This window comes from Pseudoalteromonas sp. J2K-J599 (genome assembly GCF_059295115.2).
This window is the reverse complement of sequence record NZ_CM200271.1, coordinates 1,753,580-1,775,602: the sequence shown is the minus strand read 5'-3', so window position 1 is coordinate 1,775,602 and position 22,023 is coordinate 1,753,580. Positions and strand designations below refer to the sequence as shown.

Sequence of the window (22,023 nt, the reverse complement as noted above, 5' to 3'; positions counted from 1 at the left end):
TGTCGAAAATAAAGTTAAATATTAGAGTTACTCCATCAACTCAAAACAACTTACATTAAATTGTTTTTAAGAGTAATAAATGCAACCTTTTGAGTTTTAGTAACTCATAAGTAGCAGTAAAAAATCTTTATATTGTGTGTGAAGATGTTGTCAGTGTGAAAAGCGGTTCAAGTTAGGTGGTGACTTAGCTTGAACTGTTTTTATTCTTGGCTCAAACCACATGATATGTAATACAAAGCTACCAAAGTGTAGCAAACAGAATCTTTATATTGTGTGTGAAGATGTTGTCAGTGTGAAAAATGGTTCAAGTTAGGTGCTGACTTAGCTTGAACTGTTTTTATTCTTGGCTCAAACCATACGATATGTAATACAAAGCTACTTAAGTGTAGCAAACAGAATCTTTATATTGTGTGTGAAGATGTTGTCAGTGTGAAAAATGGTTCAAGTTAGGTGGTGACTTAGCTTGAACTGTTTTTATTCTTGGCTCAAACCACATGATATGTAAAACAAAGCTACTTAAGCGTAGCAAACAGAATCTTTATATTGTGTGTGAAGATGTTGTCAGTGTGAAAAATGGTTCAAGTTAGGTGGTGACTTAGCTTGAACTGTTTTTATTATTAAGCACATACATAATATATGTTATATACAGGTTAATAACCTTTAAAAAGCCCCGTAAGTTATAACTTACGGGGCTTTTTTAGTTAATTTTTTATTTGATATTCTTTTTTCAGTTCCTGTATTTGCACTTTATGTGAAAGCAAGAATGTATCAAATTTCTTAATCACGTCAGGGTAGTCAATCGACGATAATAAAAAGGCTTGTAAATCTACCGGTAGTTCGTTTTGAAAATAAACGGGTCGGGTTAATTTAAAGTATTTAACGATATTATAATTTAATACATCGTTAGATATGTAAACGCACTCTACTCGCTCTTTTAAAAGCAACTCTATCAATTCCCTTACATTAGCGGTTTCAATTAACTCAACGTTTTCGTTGTTCATTAATGGTTTAAAGCTTTGAGGCGTAAACCCTCTCACTGTTGCAAAACTAACGCATTCATCAATAGTGATATTTTTATTTAAACTCGCAATACCCGTTTTAGTCACAACGGTTGGCTGCGAATAAATAATTTCATTTAAATCACCAAAGGAAGCTTTATAACTTGGTTTCCATTGAGGATTATCTGGGTATTTAAAATCAACATGATGGTGGTCAATAAATTCTTTATAGAGGCGATTAATTGGTAATGTGTAGAACTCAAATTTGAAATCGTGCTGTTGAGCAAACAAGGTAAGTAATTTTTGACTAAAGCCATAATAGTCAATGTTATCAGCCCCACTACCGTCAAAGTACGGAAGGTATTCTATATTTTCAACACCCACTACATAATGAGTGGCTGATTTAGCGTTGGTCATTAAGAACAGAAAAATAAAAGGTAGATAAATTGACTGCTTAGCTATTTTTGATAATAGATTCATTAATAACCTAAAGAATATATTGACAATTAGCTGCACGCTTTAATTTTAACAAATTTGCAAAGATTATGATAAGCCTATTTTGTTTTATGCAAAAAAAAGCCTGATTAAAATCAGGCTTAGCAAAGAAAGGGTTTAGCTTTTATCTCTCGGTACAAAATCAAGGACTGTTGCATTAATACAGTAACGATCGCGACCTCTTGGACCTTCACCTGGAAATAAATGCCCTAAGTGTATGCCTGTACTTTTAGAGCGAAGCTCAATGCGTGTCATGCCCCAGCTGCTATCGTCGTGCTGTGTTACGTTGTTTTTTACAGGATGAGTAAACGACAACCAACCAGTACCTGAGTTAAACCTATCGCTTGTATCAAATAGTGGCTCGCCACTTAATTTATCAACAAAAGTACCGTCAGGTGTGTTTTTAAACTCTTTGTACTCTTTACAGTAAGGTCTATCTGTTCGTGCATCAAATGCAACTTTATAAGCATCACTGTTGCCTAATTTAAAAGCGCCTAATGCTTTATAAAACTCTTCAGGCGTTGCGTAACCTTGACGGCCATATACCTCAATACCATTTTCTAAAAACAAAATGGTCGGTGTTGCCCACGTGGCTGACTTAATAGTTAAATCATCAAGTTGGTCAGCATGGCGAAACGACATTGGTATTGTCCCTTTGTAATCATTTGCGACTGTTTTTTTAAACTTTTCACAGTATGGGCAGTACTCACGTGAATCTAAGACTACGATTTGTTTTCCTGATAATAAAGCCGTGTTATCTACTTTTTCTACAGGTGTTTTATTAAAAACAACACCGGTAGAGTGATCGGGACAATAGCCATTAGGGTTCTTTTCTAAATAATTTTGATGATACTCTTCTGCCGATACAAAACCTTGAAGCGGTTTAATAACTGTTTCAATTTTGCCATAGCTCGCATCAGTTAAAAGCTGCTGATATTGCGATTTAACTTGCTCAGCTACTTTAGCTTGCGCATCAGTGGTCGTTAATACAATTGAGCGGTATTGCGTACCAATGTCGTTACCTTGGCGATTTTTTTGCGTAGGGTCGTGACTTTCAAAATAGTTTTTTAAGAGATCTTCTGCTGAAATTATATTGCTGTTATACATAACTTGTACAACTTCAGCATAATTGTTCTCGTCAAAACGACGAGACTGATCAGTAATATTTCTGTAGGTAGCTTTAAAGCCATTGCCGTCAGCGTACCCCGATTCAGCATCAATAACGCCATTAAGCGCTTCGTAGCGTTTTTCGGCTCCCCAAAAACAACCCGATCCAAGTACAATGGTTTCTACATGCATGGTGGCTTCTACATTACTGTGCTCAACCTTTTCCATAGATAAAGCAAAGCTGCCTGCGCTAAATATAATAGCAGCGCCTGATAAATATAATAAATGCTGGTGTTTCATAAAGTACCTCTTAAACAAGTGCGTGCTAACTAAGACCTCCTTATCCTAATTTTCATTTCAACCTAATTACTTATTTAGTACGAAGCGTATTAAGTTTTGGTCTTCAATAAGTTAAATACGATTAATTGAATATAAAACTACTCTTAAAGTAAGTTGGGCAATAAACATAACCACTTAGTCGCAATGGTGTAAATAAATTAATAAAACTGTGTTACGTTTAAATTATGTTGTACAAATAGGTTTATTTAATGAAGCCAGATCCTCATATTTATGCATTAACAAACAGTAGTTTACTGTTTGATGCATCGCATTTAGACGCTACAAATATACTCTCTATTCAAAAGAAAATTTGGGCTCTAGCTAGCCACTGTAAAAGCACTGATGAATTTAGCGATTTGGTGCCGGCCATGAACTCGCTCACTCTTTATTTAAAATCAGATAAACACTTAAATAAGTGGTTACGAGTGCTACCTTCGCTGTGGAATGATATTAAAACGAGTACTTTTAAGGGGCAGCATCACTTAATCAAAACCACATACAAGGGTGAGGACATTAATTACGTGGCTCGCTATCATAATTTAAGTGCCGATGAAGTTATTAATATTCATAGTAAAACCAAGTACCACGTTTTATTTTTAGGCTTTCAGCCCGGTTTTGCTTACCTACATGGCTTAAATGAGCAATTACATACACCAAGACGTGATGAGCCACGCATTAAAGTTCCTAGAGGCTCTGTTGCTATAGGTGCTGCACAAACCGGCATTTACCCCGCAGATACCCCAGGTGGTTGGCATATAATAGGTCATACAGATACTGCTTTGTTTGATTCGACCTCTGAGCAACCTTGTTTAATTCAACCAGGCGATACGCTTGAATTTGTTCCGCACGTTAATAAAGGAGCAAATCATGATTAAAGTACTTAAAAGTGGTGTATTACTTACAATTCAAGATTTTGGCCGTGAGGGCTACCGCCATTTAGGTGTAAGCAAAGCGGGTAGCTTAGACCCTATTGCACAAATAATTGCTAATAGATTACTTAACAATAACGACAATGATGCTGTTTTAGAAATAACCGTTGGTTTGTGCGAGCTGGAATTTAGGTGCGACACAGTAATTGCGCTTCATGGTGCCGATTTGCAAGCAACCCTTGACGGACAAGCAATTCACCCTGGTTGGACATACGCAGTAAAAAACAAACAAGTACTGAGCTTTGCTACTGGTAGAGCAGGCTTGAGAGCTTATTTGGCGGTGAAACACGGTATACGAAGTACTGAAATTATGGGCTCTAAATCTACAGATTTAAATGCGTGTTTTGGTGGTATTCAAGGTAGAGCTCTCGCCACTGGTGATGAAATACCTATTACTCCTTATTATGGAAAGTTTATAAAAGTAGGCGCAATTGCACCTCCTAAGCGTAAACTTATACGATTACACCCAAGCCCCCATGCTAATTTATTAGGCGAGCCTTTACTTAACAACTTTGTATCTACCACATTTAAAATTAGTAGTAACAGCAACCGAATGGGCGTAAGGCTTGAGCATACTAAGAATAGCTTGGTGCATTCGCACTCTTTGCCATCACTAGGGGTGAGTCCTGGGAGTATTCAACTACCACCAAGTGGAGAGCCAATTGTGTTACTAAATGATGGCCAAACTACAGGGGGCTACCCTCTGCTAGGGACTGTTATTGAAGCCGACTTACGTCAATTTGCACAGTTTAGACCTTTAGATACTGTTGAGTTTAAATATGTAACGTTTGAAGAAGCAGCAAAGGCGAAGCAGAAACTTGACGGACACCTACATCAATTGAGCCTTGCACTTAAAAATACATTATAAAAATATTCTAAAATAAATAGGAAAACTATGTTCGACTTAAATTTTTGGCCCTGATAATCGTTTTATGCTGGTTGTTTTGTATTGTGTAGGTATGGCATTTTTAATTGGAGGTTATGGGCGCAAGCCCTGCTCCATTAGTTGCGCTCGGCATGTATAGCGGCTATTGCAGTATGTTAATGACGCCTATGGCAGCAAATTTAATATTCTTCCTGCAGCTCTTTTAGACTTAAAAAATAAGTACTATGTAATTAAGGTTCAAATTCAGACGGCAGTTACCTTACTCGCCGTTAATATTATTTTAATGTATAGCTTGGTGTGTAATGACTAAATCAACTTCTTCTATGGCGTGTGTATTAATAACCGGCTTTGCGCCTTTTGGTAGCGAAACTATCAATCCTTCTTGGCAAGCAGTGCAAAAACTTGATGAAACTATCATCATGAAACACAAAATATGTACACTAGAACTTGCCTGTGAGTTTAATACGTCTATTAGTCAGCTTATAAATGCCATTGAGTCACATAATCCGGCGGTTGTTTTATGTATAGGCCAAGCCGGTGGGCGCAGCGAAATATCAATTGAGCGTATTGCAATAAACGTTGACGATGCACGTATTAAAGACAATGCAGGTAAGCAGCCTGTCGATACACCAATAGAAAAAAATGGCCCTGATGCCTATTTCACAAATTTACCAATAAAGCGTATGTTACAAGCACTGCACAACAGCAATATACCTGCTGCCATTTCCAATACGGCAGGTACGTATGTATGCAATCATGTTATGTATGGCCTTATGCATTATATAAATGATCATTGCGCTGTAATGAAAGGTGGCTTTGTGCATATTCCTTATTTACCAAGCCAAGCTGTGCACCACAATGGCGCACCAAGCATGTGTGAAGACACTGTTATTAACGCGCTAAAAGTGATGATTGCACAAGCTTTGAACAATAATAACGACGTAAAAATAGCAGCAGGCACTACGCATTAACCACTTTGGTGCGGTTACATATAACTTGGTGCATAAATTATTCTTAATTAATTATAAAAGCTATGTGACTTGAGTAATTTTTTCTGATAAAACAAGGTTTCGCAGCACAGCAAATTGGCTTTGCTGCACACATAATAGGAATGAGGAGTTACTATGTGTTCAATTTTTGGGGTATTAGATATTAAATCTGATCCCGCTCAATTGCGTACCCAAGCAATTGAAATGTCAAAGCTGCTTAGACACCGTGGCCCAGATTGGTCTGGTGTATATGCATCTGAAAAAGCTATTTTAGTACATGAGCGTTTAGCTATTGTTGGTGTATCAAGCGGTGCACAGCCTTTATACAATCCTGAAAAAACAAATATTTTAGCGGTTAATGGCGAGATTTATAATCATAAAGAACTTGCAGCAGAGCTAGATGTTGATTTTACTTTTCAAACTCAATCAGACTGTGAAGTTATTTTAGCGCTTTATAAACAAAAAGGATCTGACTTTCTAGATGATCTAAATGGCATTTTTGCATTTTGTTTATACGATGAAGAAAATGACGCTTACTTAATTGGCCGTGACCATATTGGTATTATCCCGCTTTACACTGGTCACGACGAGCACGGTAACTTTTACGTTGCTTCAGAGCTAAAAGCACTCTCTCCAATTTGTAAGCATATTGAAGAATTTCCACCAGGGCATTACCTGTACAGCAAAGATGGTAAAATGACGCCTTATTACAAGCGTGATTGGGAAACATTTGATGCAGTTAAAGATAACAGCGCACAAGCGCAAGACGTTAAAGATGCATTAGAAGCGGCCGTTAAACGCCAGCTAATGTGTGATGTACCATACGGTGTATTACTTTCTGGTGGTTTGGACTCATCGGTTATCTCTGCTATTACCCAGCGTTTTGCTGCCAAACGTATTGAAGATAACGATGAAAGCGATGCATGGTGGCCTAAGTTGCATTCTTTTTCAGTAGGCCTTGAGGGTTCACCTGATTTAGCCGCTGCCCAAAAAGTAGCTGACATGATTGGTACTATTCACCACCCTATCATTTTTACCATTCAAGAAGGTATTGATGCTCTGCGTGAAGTGATTTACCACATTGAAACGTATGATGTAACAACGATTCGTGCCTCTACACCTATGTACTTAATGGCTCGCCAAATTAAAGCAATGGGCATTAAAATGGTGTTATCTGGCGAAGGTGCTGATGAGCTATTTGGTGGTTACTTATACTTCCATAAAGCCCCTAACGCACAAGAGTTTCATGAAGAGCTAAACCGTAAAGTATCAAAACTGCATATGTTTGATTGTTTACGTGCTAATAAATCAATGGCAGCATGGGGCGTTGAAGCACGTGTACCGTTCCTTGATAAAGAATTTGTTGATGTTGCTATGCGTATCAACCCTGAAGCCAAAATGTGTAAAGATGGCAAAATTGAAAAACACATTTTACGTGAAGGTTTTGATGGCTACTTGCCTGATGAAGTTTTATGGCGCCAAAAAGAGCAATTTTCAGACGGTGTTGGTTACAGTTGGATTGATACGTTAAAAGAGTTTGTAAATGAGCAAGTGAGCGATCAAGAGCTTGCAAATGCTAAATTTAAATACCCTATTAATACGCCAGATTCAAAAGAAGCTTACTACTACCGTACTATTTTCGAATCGCACTTTCCTGGTGATGCATCAGCTAAATGTGTACCACATGGTAAATCGGTAGCGTGTTCGACTCCTGAAGCACTTGCATGGGACGCATCGTTCCAAAACAATGCAGATCCATCAGGTCGTGCCGCGGGCGTTCATAACGACGCGTATGCAAGCAAAGGATAACACTCTTTGTTTAACGAAGCGTAAGCCCAAATGGCTTACGCTTCGCTGTATAAAACTCACTTCCACCGAATCTGTTTTTTATAGCCCTGCAAATAACTTAAAAGGCTCAAGTGCTTTAATTGTTATTTATAAAATTGGGTTAACATCAAAAACAATGCAATATATTGCATCACAATCAAATCACCCTGCTACCGTATTTTTAAATCAAAATGAGATAACTAAACGCCATTGTAATATTCGCTGGTTTAACCAAACAAGTGAAATTAAACGCTGTGGGCATGGTACTTTAGCGGCCGCTAATTTTTTAATAAAGTATTTTGGTTATTGCCCTGAAGTATTTATATCAATGAGTAATGAGCGTTTTACTATAAGAGTAAAAAAACAACGCGCCCAGTTGTTACTAAAAAGTATAGAGCCTAAAAAAAGCGAATTAGCTAAAGGTGAGTTACAAAGTGTGTTTTCATTAGCAATAAAAGTAGCCTACAGTACTGGCGAAAATAACGGTTATACGGTTGTGTTATTTAATGAAGAATTTAGTAAAGAGTTTAGTAAAGACGCTGAAAAAGACGATTTAAAAAGCTTACACGTTGATTTTAAAGCGTTGAGTAAACTCCACAAAAATGCAGTTATAGCGCTTAGTATAAAAAATATAGACAAAAAAAATGCTATAGCGCATTTTAGATACTTTGCACCCCAGTTTGGAATAAATGAGGACAGTGCAACGGGCTCTGCGGTGTCTATTATTGCCCCCCTTCTATTTAGACTGCGTGGTTTAAATAAAGCTAAACTTATACAGCAATCAAATCATGGCGCATTGCTAAACTATGAGTTTAGCAATGCTAAAGTTGTCATTTACTAGGGCGTGTTGACCTTTGCGAATTGAAATTTGTTCAATCTAGGGGCGATTAAATCGCGGCGCGAGGTTTGTAACCTAGTGGGCTAAGTAAAAATCGAGCAACAAATAGTTTATCGCCCCTAGGCAGTACCCGAAGGGCAGCATATGTTTGGCATTTATGCTGCGTTATCGCCTATTGATGTGGAATAACCACACTTCATAGGCTCTGCCTTGCCTAAAACCAAACATATTGCTGCAAATTCAACTATCAAAGATCAACACGCCCTAAACATATTAAGTAAACGTTTATAGCGGTCGTAATAAGCATAATGCAAAATAGTTACTATCGTCTTGCCATGTTTGCTCTAACTTTAAATTAGCTTGCGCGGCAAGCTGCTTAAACGATTCGAGCGTGTACTTGTGAGAGTTTTCTGTATGGATACTTTCGCCTTCAATAAAGTCTATTTGCTGATCATTTATAATCACGCTTTGATTACAGTTACTTACTAAATGCATTTCAATGCGGCTATGTTGCTCGTTAAAGCGTGACTCGTGGCTAAAGTTATCTATATTAAATGTCCCGTTTAGCTCGTTATTAATACGTTGTAGTAAATTTTTATTAAATGCGGCGGTGACTCCCGCTTTATCGTTATATGCATTGAGTAGCACTTGGCGCTCTTTTACTAAATCAATCCCAATTAATACATAACCGTTTACACCACATAAGCGATGGAAATTATTCATAATTTCTATAGCTTTAACTGGGGCAAAATTACCAAGAGTAGAGCCTGGAAAATACACCAAATTGGTTTGACTATCTAAAGCAGTGTCTTTGGTTAGCTGTTTAACCATTTGGCTATGTGTAAAGTCTCCTAGTAATGGCGAAATTGCCAAATCTGGGAATAATGGCAACAAATGTGCAAGTGAATAACTGAGCATTTCCTCAGAAATTTCAAACGGTACGAAGGTTTTTACATTTGCCATGTGCGCTAATAAATACGCGACCTTTTTACCCGAACCACACCCAGGCTCAATAATAGAGAGGTTTTCAGGTAGCATTTGAGCAATCGACTGCGAGTATTGCTCTAAAATAGACAACTCCGTACGTGTAACATAATACTCTTGTAAGGATGTTATTTGCTCGAATAATGCAGCACCTTTATCATCGTAAAAATACTTACACGGAAGCGTTTTTTGTTGTTGAGTTAATCCGCTTATCACGTCGTTTAAAAATTCAGTGTCGGTTATGTTACTTTGTTTAATCGCTGTTACTTGGCTCATACTATATCCTTAGCTAGTCTTATCCCGCTGCACATCCACGCTTGATGTGGGTAATAAAAATTTCGGTATGTTTGTCGTAAATGGTCTTGAGGGGTAAACACACACCCGCCCCGTAACACCATTTGGTTATTCATAAATTTACCATTGTATTCCCCTGCTACTCCTTCAATAGGCTTAAAACCGGGGTATGGCAAATATGCACTGTTTGTCCATTGCCAACATGAATCCGTTAACTGGTTTATTTCAGTATCATCTTTTGTTTGTTGTGGTGTTAGATAGTTATTATTAGTGTCTGTTGAAGGTGTATTTTTAGCTGCATATTCCCACTCGAACTCTGTAGGCAAGCGAGCCTTTACAAAATTAGCGTAGGCGCTGGCCTCAAAATAACTAACATGGCTGATGGGAGCACTTAAATTTAAAGGCTGCAATCCATAGTGTGTAAACTCAAACCATTCGTTATTTATGTAATGCCAATATAATGGATGCGTTAAACGAGTGTTTTGAATATGCGCCCAACCGTCGCTTAACCAATATTGTGGATTGCTATATCCACCGGCATTTATAAAGTCTAAATATTCACCATTAGTGACCAATCTATTAGCAAAACTGAATGGATGAATTAGTACTTGGTGTTTGGGGCACTCGTTATCATATGAAAATTCATCGTCGGCATTTGTGCCAATATTAATAATGGCTTGTTCAAAATTGATAAAATTAAGGGGTTTAATATCAGCTGATTTTTTTTGGCTATTTAAAAGCGATGTTTTATATTGAGGAAATAATGGATTTACTGAAAAGTTATATTTGATGTCCATAAGCATTAGTTCTTGATGCTGTTGCTCGTGGTGTAACCCAAGTTCAATAATATCTTTAATGTGCGGGTTAACGTCAGTCTTAAGTAATTCAATCACGCGGCTATCTACATGTTCTCTGTAAGCTAGCACTTCGTCTAAACCTGGCCTAGATAAGCTTCCTCTGTTTGCCCGTTTAAATTGCTCTCCAATCCCATTGTAGTAAGAATTAAAAAGCATTTTATAGTGAGGGTTAAACACTGCGTACTGTTTACAATGAACACTAAGTAAAAATGTTTCAAAAAACCACGTGGTATGCGCTAAATGCCATTTAGTAGGACTGGCATCAGCCATAGCTTGTAATTGGCAATCTTCTACAGTGAGTGGCTCAATAATAGCTAGGCTTTCGTCTCTAACGCTGCAAAAGCGTTTAACAAGTACATTTTGATTGGTATCGTTTGTAACGCTTTCACGCATAATAGTATTAATCCTTTGCCTATCTATTTATAAAATATAGCTTAGGGCATGCTGAGCTTTTTGGATTGAAATTTGTTCAATCTAGGGGCGATTAAATCGCGGCACGAGGTTTGTAACCTAGTGGGCTAAGTAAAAACCGAGTAACAAAGAGTTAATCGTCCCTAGAAAGAACCCAAAGGGCAGTGTATGTTTGGTATTTATGCTGCGTTATCGCCTATTTATGGGGAATGACCACACTACATAGGCTCTGCCTTGCCTAAAAACCAAACACTGCTGCAAATTCAATCGCCAAAATTCAACATGCCCTAATGTTGTGTTAAATCATATTCATATTACAACTTGATTAAAGATGCTTATCGGCTTATAAATTTATAATAGCCTTGAAGAGAAATTTGCTCTTTGCTAGCCTGTCTTTGATTATTCTTACGTGCATGCAAGCATGAAAAATAACGCATAAGCTGTTACCGAACCGCTAAGCTATAAATCTAGGAGCGATTAAATCGCGACTAGACTTAACAAATTTCAATCCTTAAAGACTAACAAGTCCTAATATTTAAGCATTAATTAAGCTACTTAAAAATGATCTTTTTTTACTTAATCAAGTAAATTAATACTTTTAATAGCAAACTAAATTTTAACGTTCACTGAATTTTTAAATTTAGGGCTTTTAAATGAAAGAATCATGAATTTGGCCATATAAACAGCGTTTTAAATACAAATTCATTTACATTTAATATTTAACTCATACACTACTAGCTGTATGATCACGCTTCAAATTAGTTAGTCTTCAAATAATTACGGTATTACTTTTTACTTAATATTTAAAGACTAATGTAATTCGATATGACGCCGAATTTATTTTGGCTTGTTAGGACAACTAAAGAGGTATTGCATGAAGGAAAATCATGACAAATATAGTATTGACAACACGGATTACACCGTAGGTCAGGACAACGTACAAAAGTGGGGGTTTGATATTCACAACCCTGTTTTTGGAACTAGTGCGGGCCTGATTGTCATCTTTTTAATCGCCATACTTGTTACCGACCCACAAACTGCAAAAACAGCGCTTGATAGTATCAAGACCGATATTATTAATAATTTTGATGCCCTATTTATGTGGGCTGCTAACTTCTTTGTACTCTTTTGTTTAGCACTTATTGTTTCTCCTTACGGTAATATTCGCCTTGGTGGTGATGACGCTAAACCTTCTCACTCTCGCGTTTCATGGCTTGCTATGTTATTTGCTGCGGGTATGGGTATAGGCCTTATGTTTTGGGGCGTTGCTGAACCAGTTGCTTACTTTACTGGTTGGTACGAAACACCGCTTAATGTAGCCGCTAATACACCAGAAGCTGCAAAATTAGCAATGGGCGCAACTATGTTTCATTGGGGTCTTCACCCTTGGGCTATTTACGCTGTTGTTGGTTTATCTCTTGCATTTTTTACCTATAACAAAGGTTTACCGCTTTCAATTCGTTCTATTTTTTACCCTATATTAGGTGATAGAGCTTGGGGTTGGCCTGGCCATATCATTGATATCTTAGCTGTACTTGCTACGTTATTTGGCCTTGCAACATCTTTAGGTTTAGGTGCGCAACAAGCTTCTGCAGGTATTAACCATGTATTTGGTACAGAAGGTGGCATTGGCTCTCAAATTCTAGTTATTGCGGGTGTAACACTTTTAGCCATTGTCTCTGTGGTTCGTGGTATTGACGGTGGTGTGAAACTGCTAAGTAATGTAAATATGCTAATTGCGTTTTCATTATTATTGTTTGTATGTTTAGTAGGCTTTGCTGTAGCAATGGGTAATGTACCCACTACCGTGATGGGCTATGTAGAAAATATTATTCCATTGAGTAATCCTCACGGTCGTGAAGACGAAACATGGATGCATGGTTGGACTGTGTTTTACTGGGCTTGGTGGATTTCCTGGTCACCGTTTGTAGGTATGTTTATCGCGCGTGTATCACGTGGTCGTACAATTCGTGAATTCTTAATTGCGGTTTTACTTATTCCTACTCTAGTTACTGTTTTATGGATGTCTATTTACGGTGGTATTGCGATTGATCAAGTAGTTAATGGTGTTGGTGCGTTAGGCACTAATGGTTTAACTGATGTACCTTTAGCTATGTTCCAAATGCTTGATGAATTACCTTTATCTAATATTTTATCGTTTATTGCAATTTTATTAGTGTTGGTATTTTTCATTACGTCATCTGACTCTGGTTCATTAGTAATTGATTCAATTACAGCTGGCGGTAAAATTGATGCACCGGTACCACAACGTATATTTTGGGCATCGGTTGAGGGCGCAATTGCAGCTGCTTTACTTTGGATTGGTGGCACACAAGCAATTGAAGCACTACAAGCAGGCGCTGTCTCCACAGGCTTGCCATTTACTATTGTATTATTATTTATGTGTTTAAGTTTAGTTTTAGGTTTACGAACTGAGCCTCGCCCAGTTAAATAATACTTTTAGTAAGTAACACTTTTAATTAGTAACGAAAACGCCGCAATTTTTGCGGCGTTTTTTTGTTTGGTCATTAAAAGCTAGAACCACAGCTCTGAGATTGGAGTATCTACACGATAATGATAACTCAGTTGCGCTTGTAAAAGTTCTGCTGTAGCAAGTGCATCCGTTAACGCATTGTGATTTTGATATGCTGGTAGGGAATAACGCGCACGGCAATCTGTTAGCCTAAGAGAACCTAATTTTGTGTTAAACAATCGCCCTAATAAACCCTGCCTTGCTTTTAGTGCTCTTTTTTCTATTTCCATTGTATCAACAAGTGCAAACTCAATACCTTCTTTAAGCCTTAACAATAACGCATTATTTAAAAAGTGACGTTCTATTGCGGCATAATGCACCACGACAACTTTACCACTGAGCGCTTCAAGTAAAGGCTCTATAATTTGATTAAAGTCGGGGGCGTCGTCCACCTCAGAGTGCGTTATTCCATGTATTAAAATAGACTCTTCATGAAGGTTGCGCCTAGGCTGCACAACCCAATGCCGACTGTGCTTACAATAAATGCGCTCTAAATTGAACGGCACTAAACCAACACTCACTATATCGTCGTTTTGGCTATTTAAGCCTGTTGTTTCAAAATCCATTGCTACAAAAGGTACGTCTTTTATTGCAGCTTTGTTTTGATTATAAGCACCCGCATAAAAGTGTTTTAAGAGTTTATTTTTGGTGCTATTGGCAAGCTCGTTATACCTAGCTTGCCAATCAATTGCTTTATGATTACGCGGATTCATAGGCTACTTCACACCAGAGTTTGCTGTGTAGCTAAATTTTAAATAGCTTTGTGCTTTTTCTAAAATGGCGAATGCCTCTTTTAAGTTTCGTTGCTCGAACGGAGAAAGTAAATGTGGATCTAAGTCGTTATCGGGCTCTTCGCCCTTCTCTATTTGCCACGCTTGATGGCGAATTCGCATCATGGCAATATACTCAAGTGCATCACGTAAATCTTGCGCTTTACCCTGTGGTAAAAGTTTCGCTTCAATAATGTCTTCTAGTCGCTCAAACGAATTTTGTTTACGTGAACCAATTGCCAATGCGTGAACGCGAATAACATCAGAAAGAGGTGCAGTCCCTCTTCGCTTTAAGTTCATTGAACGCTTATGTTGGCCATTATGCTCCATAACAAAGCCTTTAAAGAAACCTAGTGGAGGTGTTCTATTTCTAGCATTTGCTGCCATATTAGCTAAAAATACGCGATTTACTTTACTCTGTTTTGCTATAAATATTTTAAGCTCGTCGGCCCACTTGGTTTTACCCCACACACCGTCTAAGTCAAAAAATATAGAACTATTAAGCAATGCTTGTGGTTTTGGCTGCGCGATCCAATCTGCAAATTGATCGAACCACTGTGAGCGAGTTTTACGCCATTTTTTAAACGACGCCATAATTTCTCCATCACAGTAGGTGTAACCACACTGCGCTAAACCATCACACACAAAATCGGCAATATTTTGAAAATACGCGTTATGTTTTTCGTCGTCATAACTGTCATCTAAAATAAGCGCGTTGTCTTGATCGGTTACAATAAGTTGCTCGTCTCGAGCCATTGAGCCCAGAGCAATAAAACAGTAAGGCACAGGAGGTGGCCCAAACTTTTCTTCTGCTAATACAAGTAGTCTTTGTTTAAATGTACGCCCTATAACAGCCATGGCTGTACCAACCATGTGTGAGTTTGCATCTTCATTCACCATACGAACAAACACATTGGGCAATTGGCGTGCATAATGCGCCAAATCCTCTATTGTTTGTTGAGCCAGTATGCCACGTACAAGTAATAAGCTGCTTTGGGATTCATAACGCAAAATGTCAGAGAGGGAGATAACTCCTATTGGGCGTCTTTTTTGTACTACTGGCAAATGATGTAAGTTATCTCTAAGCATGGCCAATACAGCTTCGAAAATATAGTCATTAGCATCTAATAGTACTAAGTTAGTGGACATAATGTCTTTTGCTTGCGTGTTAAAGGCAAGCCCTTTAGCCACTACTTTAGTGCGTAAATCCCTATCGGTTATTATACCAACTACTTGTCCATCATCTTCTTCTGGGTCATCATTTATGGGTTTATTTACATCGGTTACCAACACTGACGATACCGCCTCTTCGGTCATTAATTTAGCGATATCTTGTATCGTAGAGGTTGCATCTACGGTGACTACATCTCTGTGAATTAATGATTTTACCTTCGCGGTTGTCAGGTCATTGCCATCGGCTTGTTCGACAATAGCTTGATGCAAACGCACGTTACCGTCTGTTTCGAAGTAATCAGCAAACGCATCAAACTCATCACAGTAACGATTAAATAGCTCGACATTTATGCAATATACTAACGTATCTTCAAGAGCAGTTGCAGGAAAACGTACCTTACGGTTCATCAATAAACCCATTTGACCAAATATACCAGCGGTAGCCAAACGATTATACAGCTCGCCATTTCGGCGGTACATTTCTACAGAGCCACTTCTAATTACATACAAATCAGAAATGTCTTGTCCAAAACTCAAGATATCTGTTTTTGCTCTAAAATAAGCCACTTCTACTTGTTGAGCTAGCTCATTAAGCGCTTTTTGAGATAAGTCATCAAAAGGAGGATGTTGTGCTAAAAATTGTGCGATTTCAACTTGTTCGGCTTGCATAAATCCCTTCCTGTATGCGCATTAAAATGACTAAATCTGTTTTGCAGATTAACACTATCATCGGGGTGTGAAAACAATTACTGTACAAATTTAGGCACAAAAAAAGAGCCTAAATAGACTCTTTAAGTGTAATACTTATTGTATAAATTTATTTACCGCGCTGAGCGTCTTTTTGGGCTTTTTTAGCTTCTTTACGTTGCTGTAAAACAGCTTGTGCTTCATTACCAATATGGCCCTCACCACGCGCTTGCGCTAATTCTATTTGCTTTTGGCGCTCTGCAAAACGTGCGCGTTGTTCGTCCGTAACTTCTTCAATACAATGATGACAAGAGACGCCTTCCATGTATTCAGGCTTTAACTTTTCGTCTTCTGTAATTGGCATACGACACGCGTGGCATTGATCATAAGAGCCTTTTTGTAGATCATGATCAACCGCAACGCGATTATCAAATACAAAACACTCGCCTTCCCACATGGTTTCTTCTTTTGGCACTTCTTCTAGGTATTTTAAGATACCGCCTTCAAGGTGATAAACTTCATCAAAACCTTGCTCTTTCATGTAGGCTGTCGATTTTTCGCAGCGGATACCACCTGTACAAAACATCGCCACTTTTTTGTGTTTTTCAGGGTCTAAGTTTTCTTTTGCCCACTGTGGAAATTCGCGAAAGGTTTTAGTATTTGGATCGACCGCATTTTGAAATGTACCAATTTCAATTTCGTAATCATTACGTGTATCAATTAAAATTACTTCAGGGTCAGATATAAGTGCGTTCCACTCATTTGGCTTTACATAGCTACCCACAACTTTGAGCGGATCTACGCCTTCAACGCCCATCGTTACAATTTCTTTTTTTAGTTTTACTTTAGTACGGTAAAACGGACATTCATCGTCGTAAGATTCTTTTGTAACGATGTTTTTTAAATTTGGTTGCTCATCTAGCCATGCTAATAAGTTGTCTATCCCTTCACGTTTTGCAGAAACAGTGCCGTTTATACCTTCGGCAGCGAGCAATAAAGTACCGCGTACTTCATTTGCTTCCATAACTTCTAGTAATGGCTTACGGATAGCTTCAAATTCAGGTAAACCTACAAACTTATACAGCGCACATACTACAAAGTGATCGCCCGTTACATTATCTTTATGAACAACAGTCATTATATTTCCTATTTTGCCTTGTTAGCCAATATTGGCGTTTACCGAATCGTAAATCCGGCGCATATGGGGCGCGTATTTTACGCTTTTTTAGTTTAATTGCAAAAAATAGCGCTATAGATTGGTTTTTACTGTTAGCGACCTAGCTCTGTAAGCTATAATGCGCTAATAAATTTATAGAATTAATTTGCTCATTTTGGAGAAACACACATTGCAGTTTACTGATCTTGGGATTGATACACGCCTTGAAACACAATTAGCACATCAAGGGATCACCCAGCCCACCGATATTCAAGCGCATGCAGTGCCTACCGCACTTGCAGGGCATGACATTTTCGCTCAGTCTAAAACTGGGTCGGGCAAAACCTTGGCGTTTTTATTACCTGCTGTACAAAGGGTTATGAAACAAAAAGCACTCAGCAAACGCGATCCTCGTGTACTTATTGTTGCTCCTACGCGTGAGCTTGCTACGCAAGTATTTACTCAGCTACGTTTATTAATTGCAGGCACAGCCATTAAGGCCGTAAAAATACTTGGTGGCGAAAACTTTAATGACCAAATAAAAGCTCTTAGAAACGACCCACAATTCGTAATTGCTACACCAGGGCGTTTAGCTGATCACATTACAAAACGTTCATTACAATTGAGTGGACTAGAACTGCTTATTTTTGATGAAGCCGATCGTATTTTAGATTTAGGCTTTACCGAGCAGTTGAAAATGATTAACGAGCAAGCTAATCACCGATTACGCCAAACGTTATTGTTTTCTGCAACACTTGACCATGCACAAGTAGATGCACTATCACGTAACCTATTAAAAAAACCAAAGCAAATTACGCTAAGTGCAGCAAATGAGCAGCATAGTGATATTAAACAAACGTTATACCTTGCCGATCACCTTGATCATAAAGAAGCGTTATTAGAGCATTTTTTAAACCAAGATGATGTTGGTCAATGTATTATCTTCACAGCAACGCGTTCTGACACGAGCCGTTTGAGTGAAGCCCTTAATGCTAAAGGCTTCAAATCTGTAGCGCTTGCTGGTGATTTAACGCAAAACAAACGTTTAGATATCATGGATTCGTTTAGTCGCGAAAACTTTAAAATATTGATCACCACCGACGTTGCATCTCGTGGTTTAGATTTATTAAGCGTAACGCACGTTATTAACTTTGATTTACCAAAACACGCTGAAGAGTATGTACACCGCATAGGTCGTACAGGACGTGCTGGCTTTAAAGGAAATGCAATTTCATTAGTTGGCCCAAAAGATTGGGCAAGTTATTTAGCTATTAAAGCATTTTTAAATGACGAATTAAAATTTGCGAGCGTAGAGAGCCTAAAAGCTAAGTTTAAAGGTTTAAAAGAGAAAAAACCTGAGGCAGCGTGGGACAAATCTAAAGAAAAAGCCGCCGCTGTTAAAAAGCCTGCATTTAAGCGCAAAGCTAAACCTAAAAAGCCTACAGCACCAATTAAAGCACCGATGAACATTGATGGCGATACACCAATGCGCCGTAAAAAAAAGCCTGAGCAGGAATAATTATGAGTTACCTAGGAACCACACAAACATTATTTGTAAAAGAAGTGAGTAACGAAGGTGCTTACTTAGACGGCCATGATTTAGGTGAAGTATTTTTACCAAAACAAGAAATAAAACATGAGCTTGAAGCGGGCGATAGTATTAGTGTATTTATCTTTTTAGACAATGCTAATTTAGCCACAGCAACAATAAAGAAACCACATGCTCAAGTAGGCGAGTATGCCCTACTACGCGTTAAAGAAATAAATAGTATTGGGGCATTTTTAGATTGGGGGCTTGAGAAAGATGTGCTTGCACCTTTTAATGAACAAAAGCCACGCATGCAAGAAGGCCATTCTTATTTAGTACGCCTGTATCTTGATAATGCAAGCCAACGTATTTGTGCCTCAAACAACTTTAATCGTTTCCTATCAAAAGATGATCCGCAATATACTCACTTACAAGAAGTGGATTTAATTGTTGCTGGCAAAACAGATATTGGCTACAAAGTATTAATTGAAGAGTCGCACTTCGGTGTTGTTTTTTACAATATGGTATTTAAAAGCTTATTTGTGGGTCAAAAGCTTAAAGGCTATATTCAAAAAGTACGTGACGACGGAAAAATTGACGTTGTACTAGAAAAGCCAGGTATGGGAAAAGTAAGTGACCTTGGTGAAACTATTATGCAAAAGCTTAAAAACGAAGGCGGTGTTATTCCACTTGGTGATAAGTCTGATCCTGAAGCAATAAAGAAGATGTTTTCTACAAGTAAGGCTAATTATAAAAAAGCAATTGGTGGCTTATTTAAACAAGAGTTAATAGATATTGAAGCGAAATCCATTCGCTTAAGATCTTAATTATAATTGGCTGTAATTACTAATATTACCTGTTTGTAATTAACCTAAAATATATTTATAAGGCAATGTACATTGCGTATATTGCCTTGAATAATCAAGCACTTCAACTTCCGACTCAAGATTGAGCGGTGCCAAACGAAAAACCTTTTTTTCACATTCTGTTTTTTTATCATCAAGCTTTGATATACATTCACTAACGCTTACATGCTGAGATATGAGTGTATCTTCATTTTTGTAACACAGATGATGAGCATAATCTTGCATTGTTTTTTTAAAATCAAACATATCGACTGGGTACGTTGGAATTATATCTGTAACGGTTGTTACACCATCGTATGCTTTATTAGAAAAAACGTACTTATTTACTGAAAAACCCGCAATAACAATTATTATAGAACCAAAAAATAACTTCAAAACAAACCCCTACTACATTTTGATTTTATTAATGTAACATAAAACTCACATAAGGTAAGGGGTTTTAGCACTATATGACTGCTTATTGTTAAATTAAGCTATAGAGTTATTAACATCACTAAGCACTTTTACAGGATTATCTGCTTGAGTAATCGGTCTGCCTATAACTAAATAGTCACTTCCTGAATCTATAGCTTGCTTAGGAGTCATTATACGCTTTTGATCACCCGCATCACTCCCTTCAGGGCGTATACCAGGCGTAACAAGCTTAAAGCTATCACCTAACTCTGTTTTTAAAGCTTTTGCTTCTTGTGCAGAGCACACGACACCATCAAGCCCAGCTTCCTTTGCAAGCTTAGCTAAATAGATAACTTGCTCTTGAGCTGATTTATCAACACCTAAACGCTTAAGTTCTGTTTCATCCATACTTGTTAATACAGTCACAGCTATAAGTAATGGGGCTTTGTCACCAAATTGCTCTAGAGCCGATTTAGCTTTGCTCATCATTTCAAAGCCACCAGAAGCATGAACGTTTACCATCCACACCCCCATTTTAGCAGCTGCAGTAACCGCTTTAGCTACTGTATTAGGAATATCATGAAACTTTAAATCTAAGAAAACATCAAAACCTAAATCAATTAACTCTTTAACAAATGCAGGTCCAAAATAGGTAAACATTTCTTTGCCGACCTTGAGACGGCAAGTATCAGGAGAAAGTTGTTTAACAAAGTTTAAAGCAACTTCTTGATCATCGTAATCTAATGCAATAAGAATTTTTTTTGAGTGTTCGAAAGACATAACTATCCTAGTGAATGGCAGTAAAGTTATTAATTATGGGGTTATTAAAATCCGTCTAAGCCTCGACTTGGAACAATGGTTTCCCAATGCTTACAAGAAGGGCAGTTCCAATATATGGTGTAGCTTGTAAAACCACAATGCTGGCATTGGAAATCTGGTTTTGTAGCAATATAAGAGGTTACAAGCTTATCAATTTCGTTAAGTACTTCTTTAGTATTTTTATTTTGGTCACCCATTAATTGCAGTAAAAAACTAAAACCACGAATAGTAGGTTGACGTTTTAAGCTATCAGTTAAAAATTCAAAGGCTTGCTTGGTGTGACCTTGCTCAAGTAATGCTTGGCAATGCTTTATTTTAATTAATACACCGCCCTTCTCTAACAAGTCACTGACTAACTCGTGAAATTGATGCGTCAAATTCAATTGTTTATAACTGTGTGCCAGCTCATCAATAAACAACGGAGCAAACAAGGTAAATTGAGAGACAAGTTCACGCCAGTAATAAATAGCTTTAACGTAATCTTCTTTTGCGTAAGCAACTAACCCTAACTCGTAAAGCGGACGCACGGCTTTATAATTTAAGCTAATCGCTTTTCTCATTAATTGGGATGTATTGTCACTTAAAGCTGACTCACAATAAAAATTAGCAATTGCTTTAAATTGCTGTTCTTTTGAAAATAGTTCGCTATGGGCTTCAAACATGTTGATGCCTTTTTCCCACTCACGGGTTTGCGAATATAAAGTGATAATAGGGTCCAGCGCTTCTACATGCCCTGCTTTAACTAACCAAACTAAGTGCTCTTCCGCACTATCTAGTAGTCCGGCCATTATATAATCTTCGGCTAGTTCTAAACGGCTAGTTGCAGCTTGTTGTTCATTTAAGCTTGGGTGTTTTAATAGAAGTTCGTGAATTTTTATTGCGCGGTCTAATTCACCTCTACGGCGAAACATGGTGGCAAGTGTAGAATAGTGTTCAACAGAGTCGGCTGAAACTTCAAGTAAGTTGATTAAATGCTCTAAGCCTTGATCTTCTTCTCTATCGAGTAGAAATTTTAAGCCTTTGCTATATTCAGAAGTGATCTGACGATTAAGTTGATGAGCTTGGTTTTTAGCACTGTTTTTACCCATAATCCAACCGTAACCAGCAGCAACAGGTAATAGTAAAAACAAAAGCTCAATCATAG

Annotated in this window: 18 protein-coding genes and 1 pseudogene; 9 read left to right on the top strand and 10 right to left on the bottom strand. The window is 37.8% G+C overall.

Annotated elements, in window-relative coordinates; all coding sequences use genetic code 11:
- Nucleotides 1-701: 701 nt before the first annotated feature.
- Entirely contained in the window at nucleotides 702-1,478 is a 777-nt protein-coding gene (locus tag AC5NT5_RS08035; protein ID WP_494513092.1) for a transporter substrate-binding domain-containing protein, read from the bottom strand.
- Between the two features lie 132 nt (nucleotides 1,479-1,610).
- Nucleotides 1,611-2,900: a peptide-methionine (S)-S-oxide reductase MsrA gene (msrA, locus tag AC5NT5_RS08030; RefSeq protein ID WP_182720861.1), complete on the bottom strand. Its 1,290-nt coding sequence runs from the start codon at nucleotides 2,898-2,900 to the stop codon at nucleotides 1,611-1,613.
- Nucleotides 2,901-3,148: 248 nt separating this feature from the next.
- Here msrA and pxpB point away from each other — a divergent pair, with 248 nt between their 5' ends.
- From pxpB to AC5NT5_RS08000, 6 genes and pseudogenes are all read left to right on the top strand, one after another.
- The gene (gene pxpB, locus AC5NT5_RS08025) at nucleotides 3,149-3,814 is read left to right on the top strand and encodes a 5-oxoprolinase subunit PxpB (RefSeq protein ID WP_494513093.1); all 666 of its coding nucleotides are present in this window, start codon (nucleotides 3,149-3,151) and stop codon (nucleotides 3,812-3,814) included.
- On the top strand, nucleotides 3,807-4,736 hold the full coding sequence (locus tag AC5NT5_RS08020) for a 5-oxoprolinase subunit C family protein (protein ID WP_494513094.1): 930 nt from the start codon (nucleotides 3,807-3,809) through the stop codon (nucleotides 4,734-4,736). Before pxpB ends, AC5NT5_RS08020 begins: the two co-directional genes overlap by 8 nt.
- A 49-nt stretch (nucleotides 4,737-4,785) precedes the next feature.
- Nucleotides 4,786-5,064: pseudogene (locus tag AC5NT5_RS08015) on the top strand (5-oxoproline transporter, DUF979 family subunit); the annotation flags it as partial.
- Entirely contained in the window at nucleotides 5,057-5,725 is a 669-nt protein-coding gene (gene pcp, locus AC5NT5_RS08010) for a pyroglutamyl-peptidase I (RefSeq protein ID WP_182769646.1), read from the top strand. The pseudogene AC5NT5_RS08015 and the gene pcp, both read left to right, overlap by 8 nt.
- A 153-nt stretch (nucleotides 5,726-5,878) precedes the next feature.
- Nucleotides 5,879-7,552, top strand: coding sequence for an asparagine synthase B (gene asnB / locus AC5NT5_RS08005; protein ID WP_494513095.1), 1,674 nt, complete (start codon nucleotides 5,879-5,881; stop codon nucleotides 7,550-7,552).
- Complete coding sequence (locus AC5NT5_RS08000) at nucleotides 7,536-8,411, top strand: PhzF family phenazine biosynthesis protein (RefSeq protein ID WP_494513096.1); 876 nt, start codon at nucleotides 7,536-7,538, stop codon at nucleotides 8,409-8,411. Before asnB ends, AC5NT5_RS08000 begins: the two co-directional genes overlap by 17 nt.
- A gap of 282 nt (nucleotides 8,412-8,693) precedes the next feature.
- Here the strand turns inward: AC5NT5_RS08000 and egtD are convergent, their stop codons facing one another.
- Both egtD and egtB read right to left on the bottom strand, forming a co-directional pair.
- Complete coding sequence (gene egtD / locus AC5NT5_RS07995; RefSeq protein WP_494513097.1) at nucleotides 8,694-9,668, bottom strand: L-histidine N(alpha)-methyltransferase; 975 nt, start codon at nucleotides 9,666-9,668, stop codon at nucleotides 8,694-8,696.
- On the bottom strand, nucleotides 9,665-10,936 hold the full coding sequence (gene egtB, locus AC5NT5_RS07990; protein WP_494513098.1) for an ergothioneine biosynthesis protein EgtB: 1,272 nt from the start codon (nucleotides 10,934-10,936) through the stop codon (nucleotides 9,665-9,667). Before egtB ends, egtD begins: the two co-directional genes overlap by 4 nt.
- A gap of 892 nt (nucleotides 10,937-11,828) precedes the next feature.
- Between egtB and AC5NT5_RS07985 the strand changes: the two genes are divergently transcribed.
- Complete coding sequence (locus AC5NT5_RS07985; RefSeq protein ID WP_002961195.1) at nucleotides 11,829-13,409, top strand: BCCT family transporter; 1,581 nt, start codon at nucleotides 11,829-11,831, stop codon at nucleotides 13,407-13,409.
- A gap of 80 nt (nucleotides 13,410-13,489) precedes the next feature.
- Here AC5NT5_RS07985 and AC5NT5_RS07980 read toward each other — a convergent pair whose 3' ends face one another.
- The 3 genes from AC5NT5_RS07980 to trhO form a co-directional block, all read right to left on the bottom strand.
- Nucleotides 13,490-14,200 (bottom strand): 3'-5' exonuclease, encoded by a 711-nt coding sequence (locus tag AC5NT5_RS07980; RefSeq protein ID WP_182693286.1) that lies wholly within the window; start codon nucleotides 14,198-14,200, stop codon nucleotides 13,490-13,492.
- Nucleotides 14,201-14,203: 3 nt separating this feature from the next.
- Nucleotides 14,204-16,099 (bottom strand): DUF294 nucleotidyltransferase-like domain-containing protein, encoded by a 1,896-nt coding sequence (locus tag AC5NT5_RS07975; protein WP_494513099.1) that lies wholly within the window; start codon nucleotides 16,097-16,099, stop codon nucleotides 14,204-14,206.
- Between the two features lie 148 nt (nucleotides 16,100-16,247).
- Complete coding sequence (gene trhO, locus AC5NT5_RS07970; protein ID WP_002961191.1) at nucleotides 16,248-17,255, bottom strand: oxygen-dependent tRNA uridine(34) hydroxylase TrhO; 1,008 nt, start codon at nucleotides 17,253-17,255, stop codon at nucleotides 16,248-16,250.
- A 208-nt stretch (nucleotides 17,256-17,463) separates the two neighbouring features.
- Here trhO and AC5NT5_RS07965 point away from each other — a divergent pair, with 208 nt between their 5' ends.
- A complete protein-coding gene (locus AC5NT5_RS07965) occupies nucleotides 17,464-18,792 on the top strand; it encodes a DEAD/DEAH box helicase (RefSeq protein WP_494513100.1) in 1,329 nt (442 codons plus the stop codon).
- A gap of 2 nt (nucleotides 18,793-18,794) precedes the next feature.
- Nucleotides 18,795-19,628, top strand: a complete 834-nt coding sequence (locus tag AC5NT5_RS07960) for a CvfB family protein (RefSeq protein ID WP_494513101.1) — start codon at nucleotides 18,795-18,797, stop codon at nucleotides 19,626-19,628.
- Between the two features lie 39 nt (nucleotides 19,629-19,667).
- Here AC5NT5_RS07960 and AC5NT5_RS07955 read toward each other — a convergent pair whose 3' ends face one another.
- The 3 genes from AC5NT5_RS07955 to lapB form a co-directional block, all read right to left on the bottom strand.
- Entirely contained in the window at nucleotides 19,668-20,042 is a 375-nt protein-coding gene (locus AC5NT5_RS07955) for a hypothetical protein (protein ID WP_039489775.1), read from the bottom strand.
- A 93-nt stretch (nucleotides 20,043-20,135) separates the two neighbouring features.
- Entirely contained in the window at nucleotides 20,136-20,840 is a 705-nt protein-coding gene (pyrF, locus tag AC5NT5_RS07950) for an orotidine-5'-phosphate decarboxylase (protein ID WP_002961184.1), read from the bottom strand.
- Between the two features lie 44 nt (nucleotides 20,841-20,884).
- A complete protein-coding gene (gene lapB / locus AC5NT5_RS07945; protein ID WP_494513102.1) occupies nucleotides 20,885-22,021 on the bottom strand; it encodes a lipopolysaccharide assembly protein LapB in 1,137 nt (378 codons plus the stop codon).
- Nucleotides 22,022-22,023 lie beyond the last annotated feature (2 nt).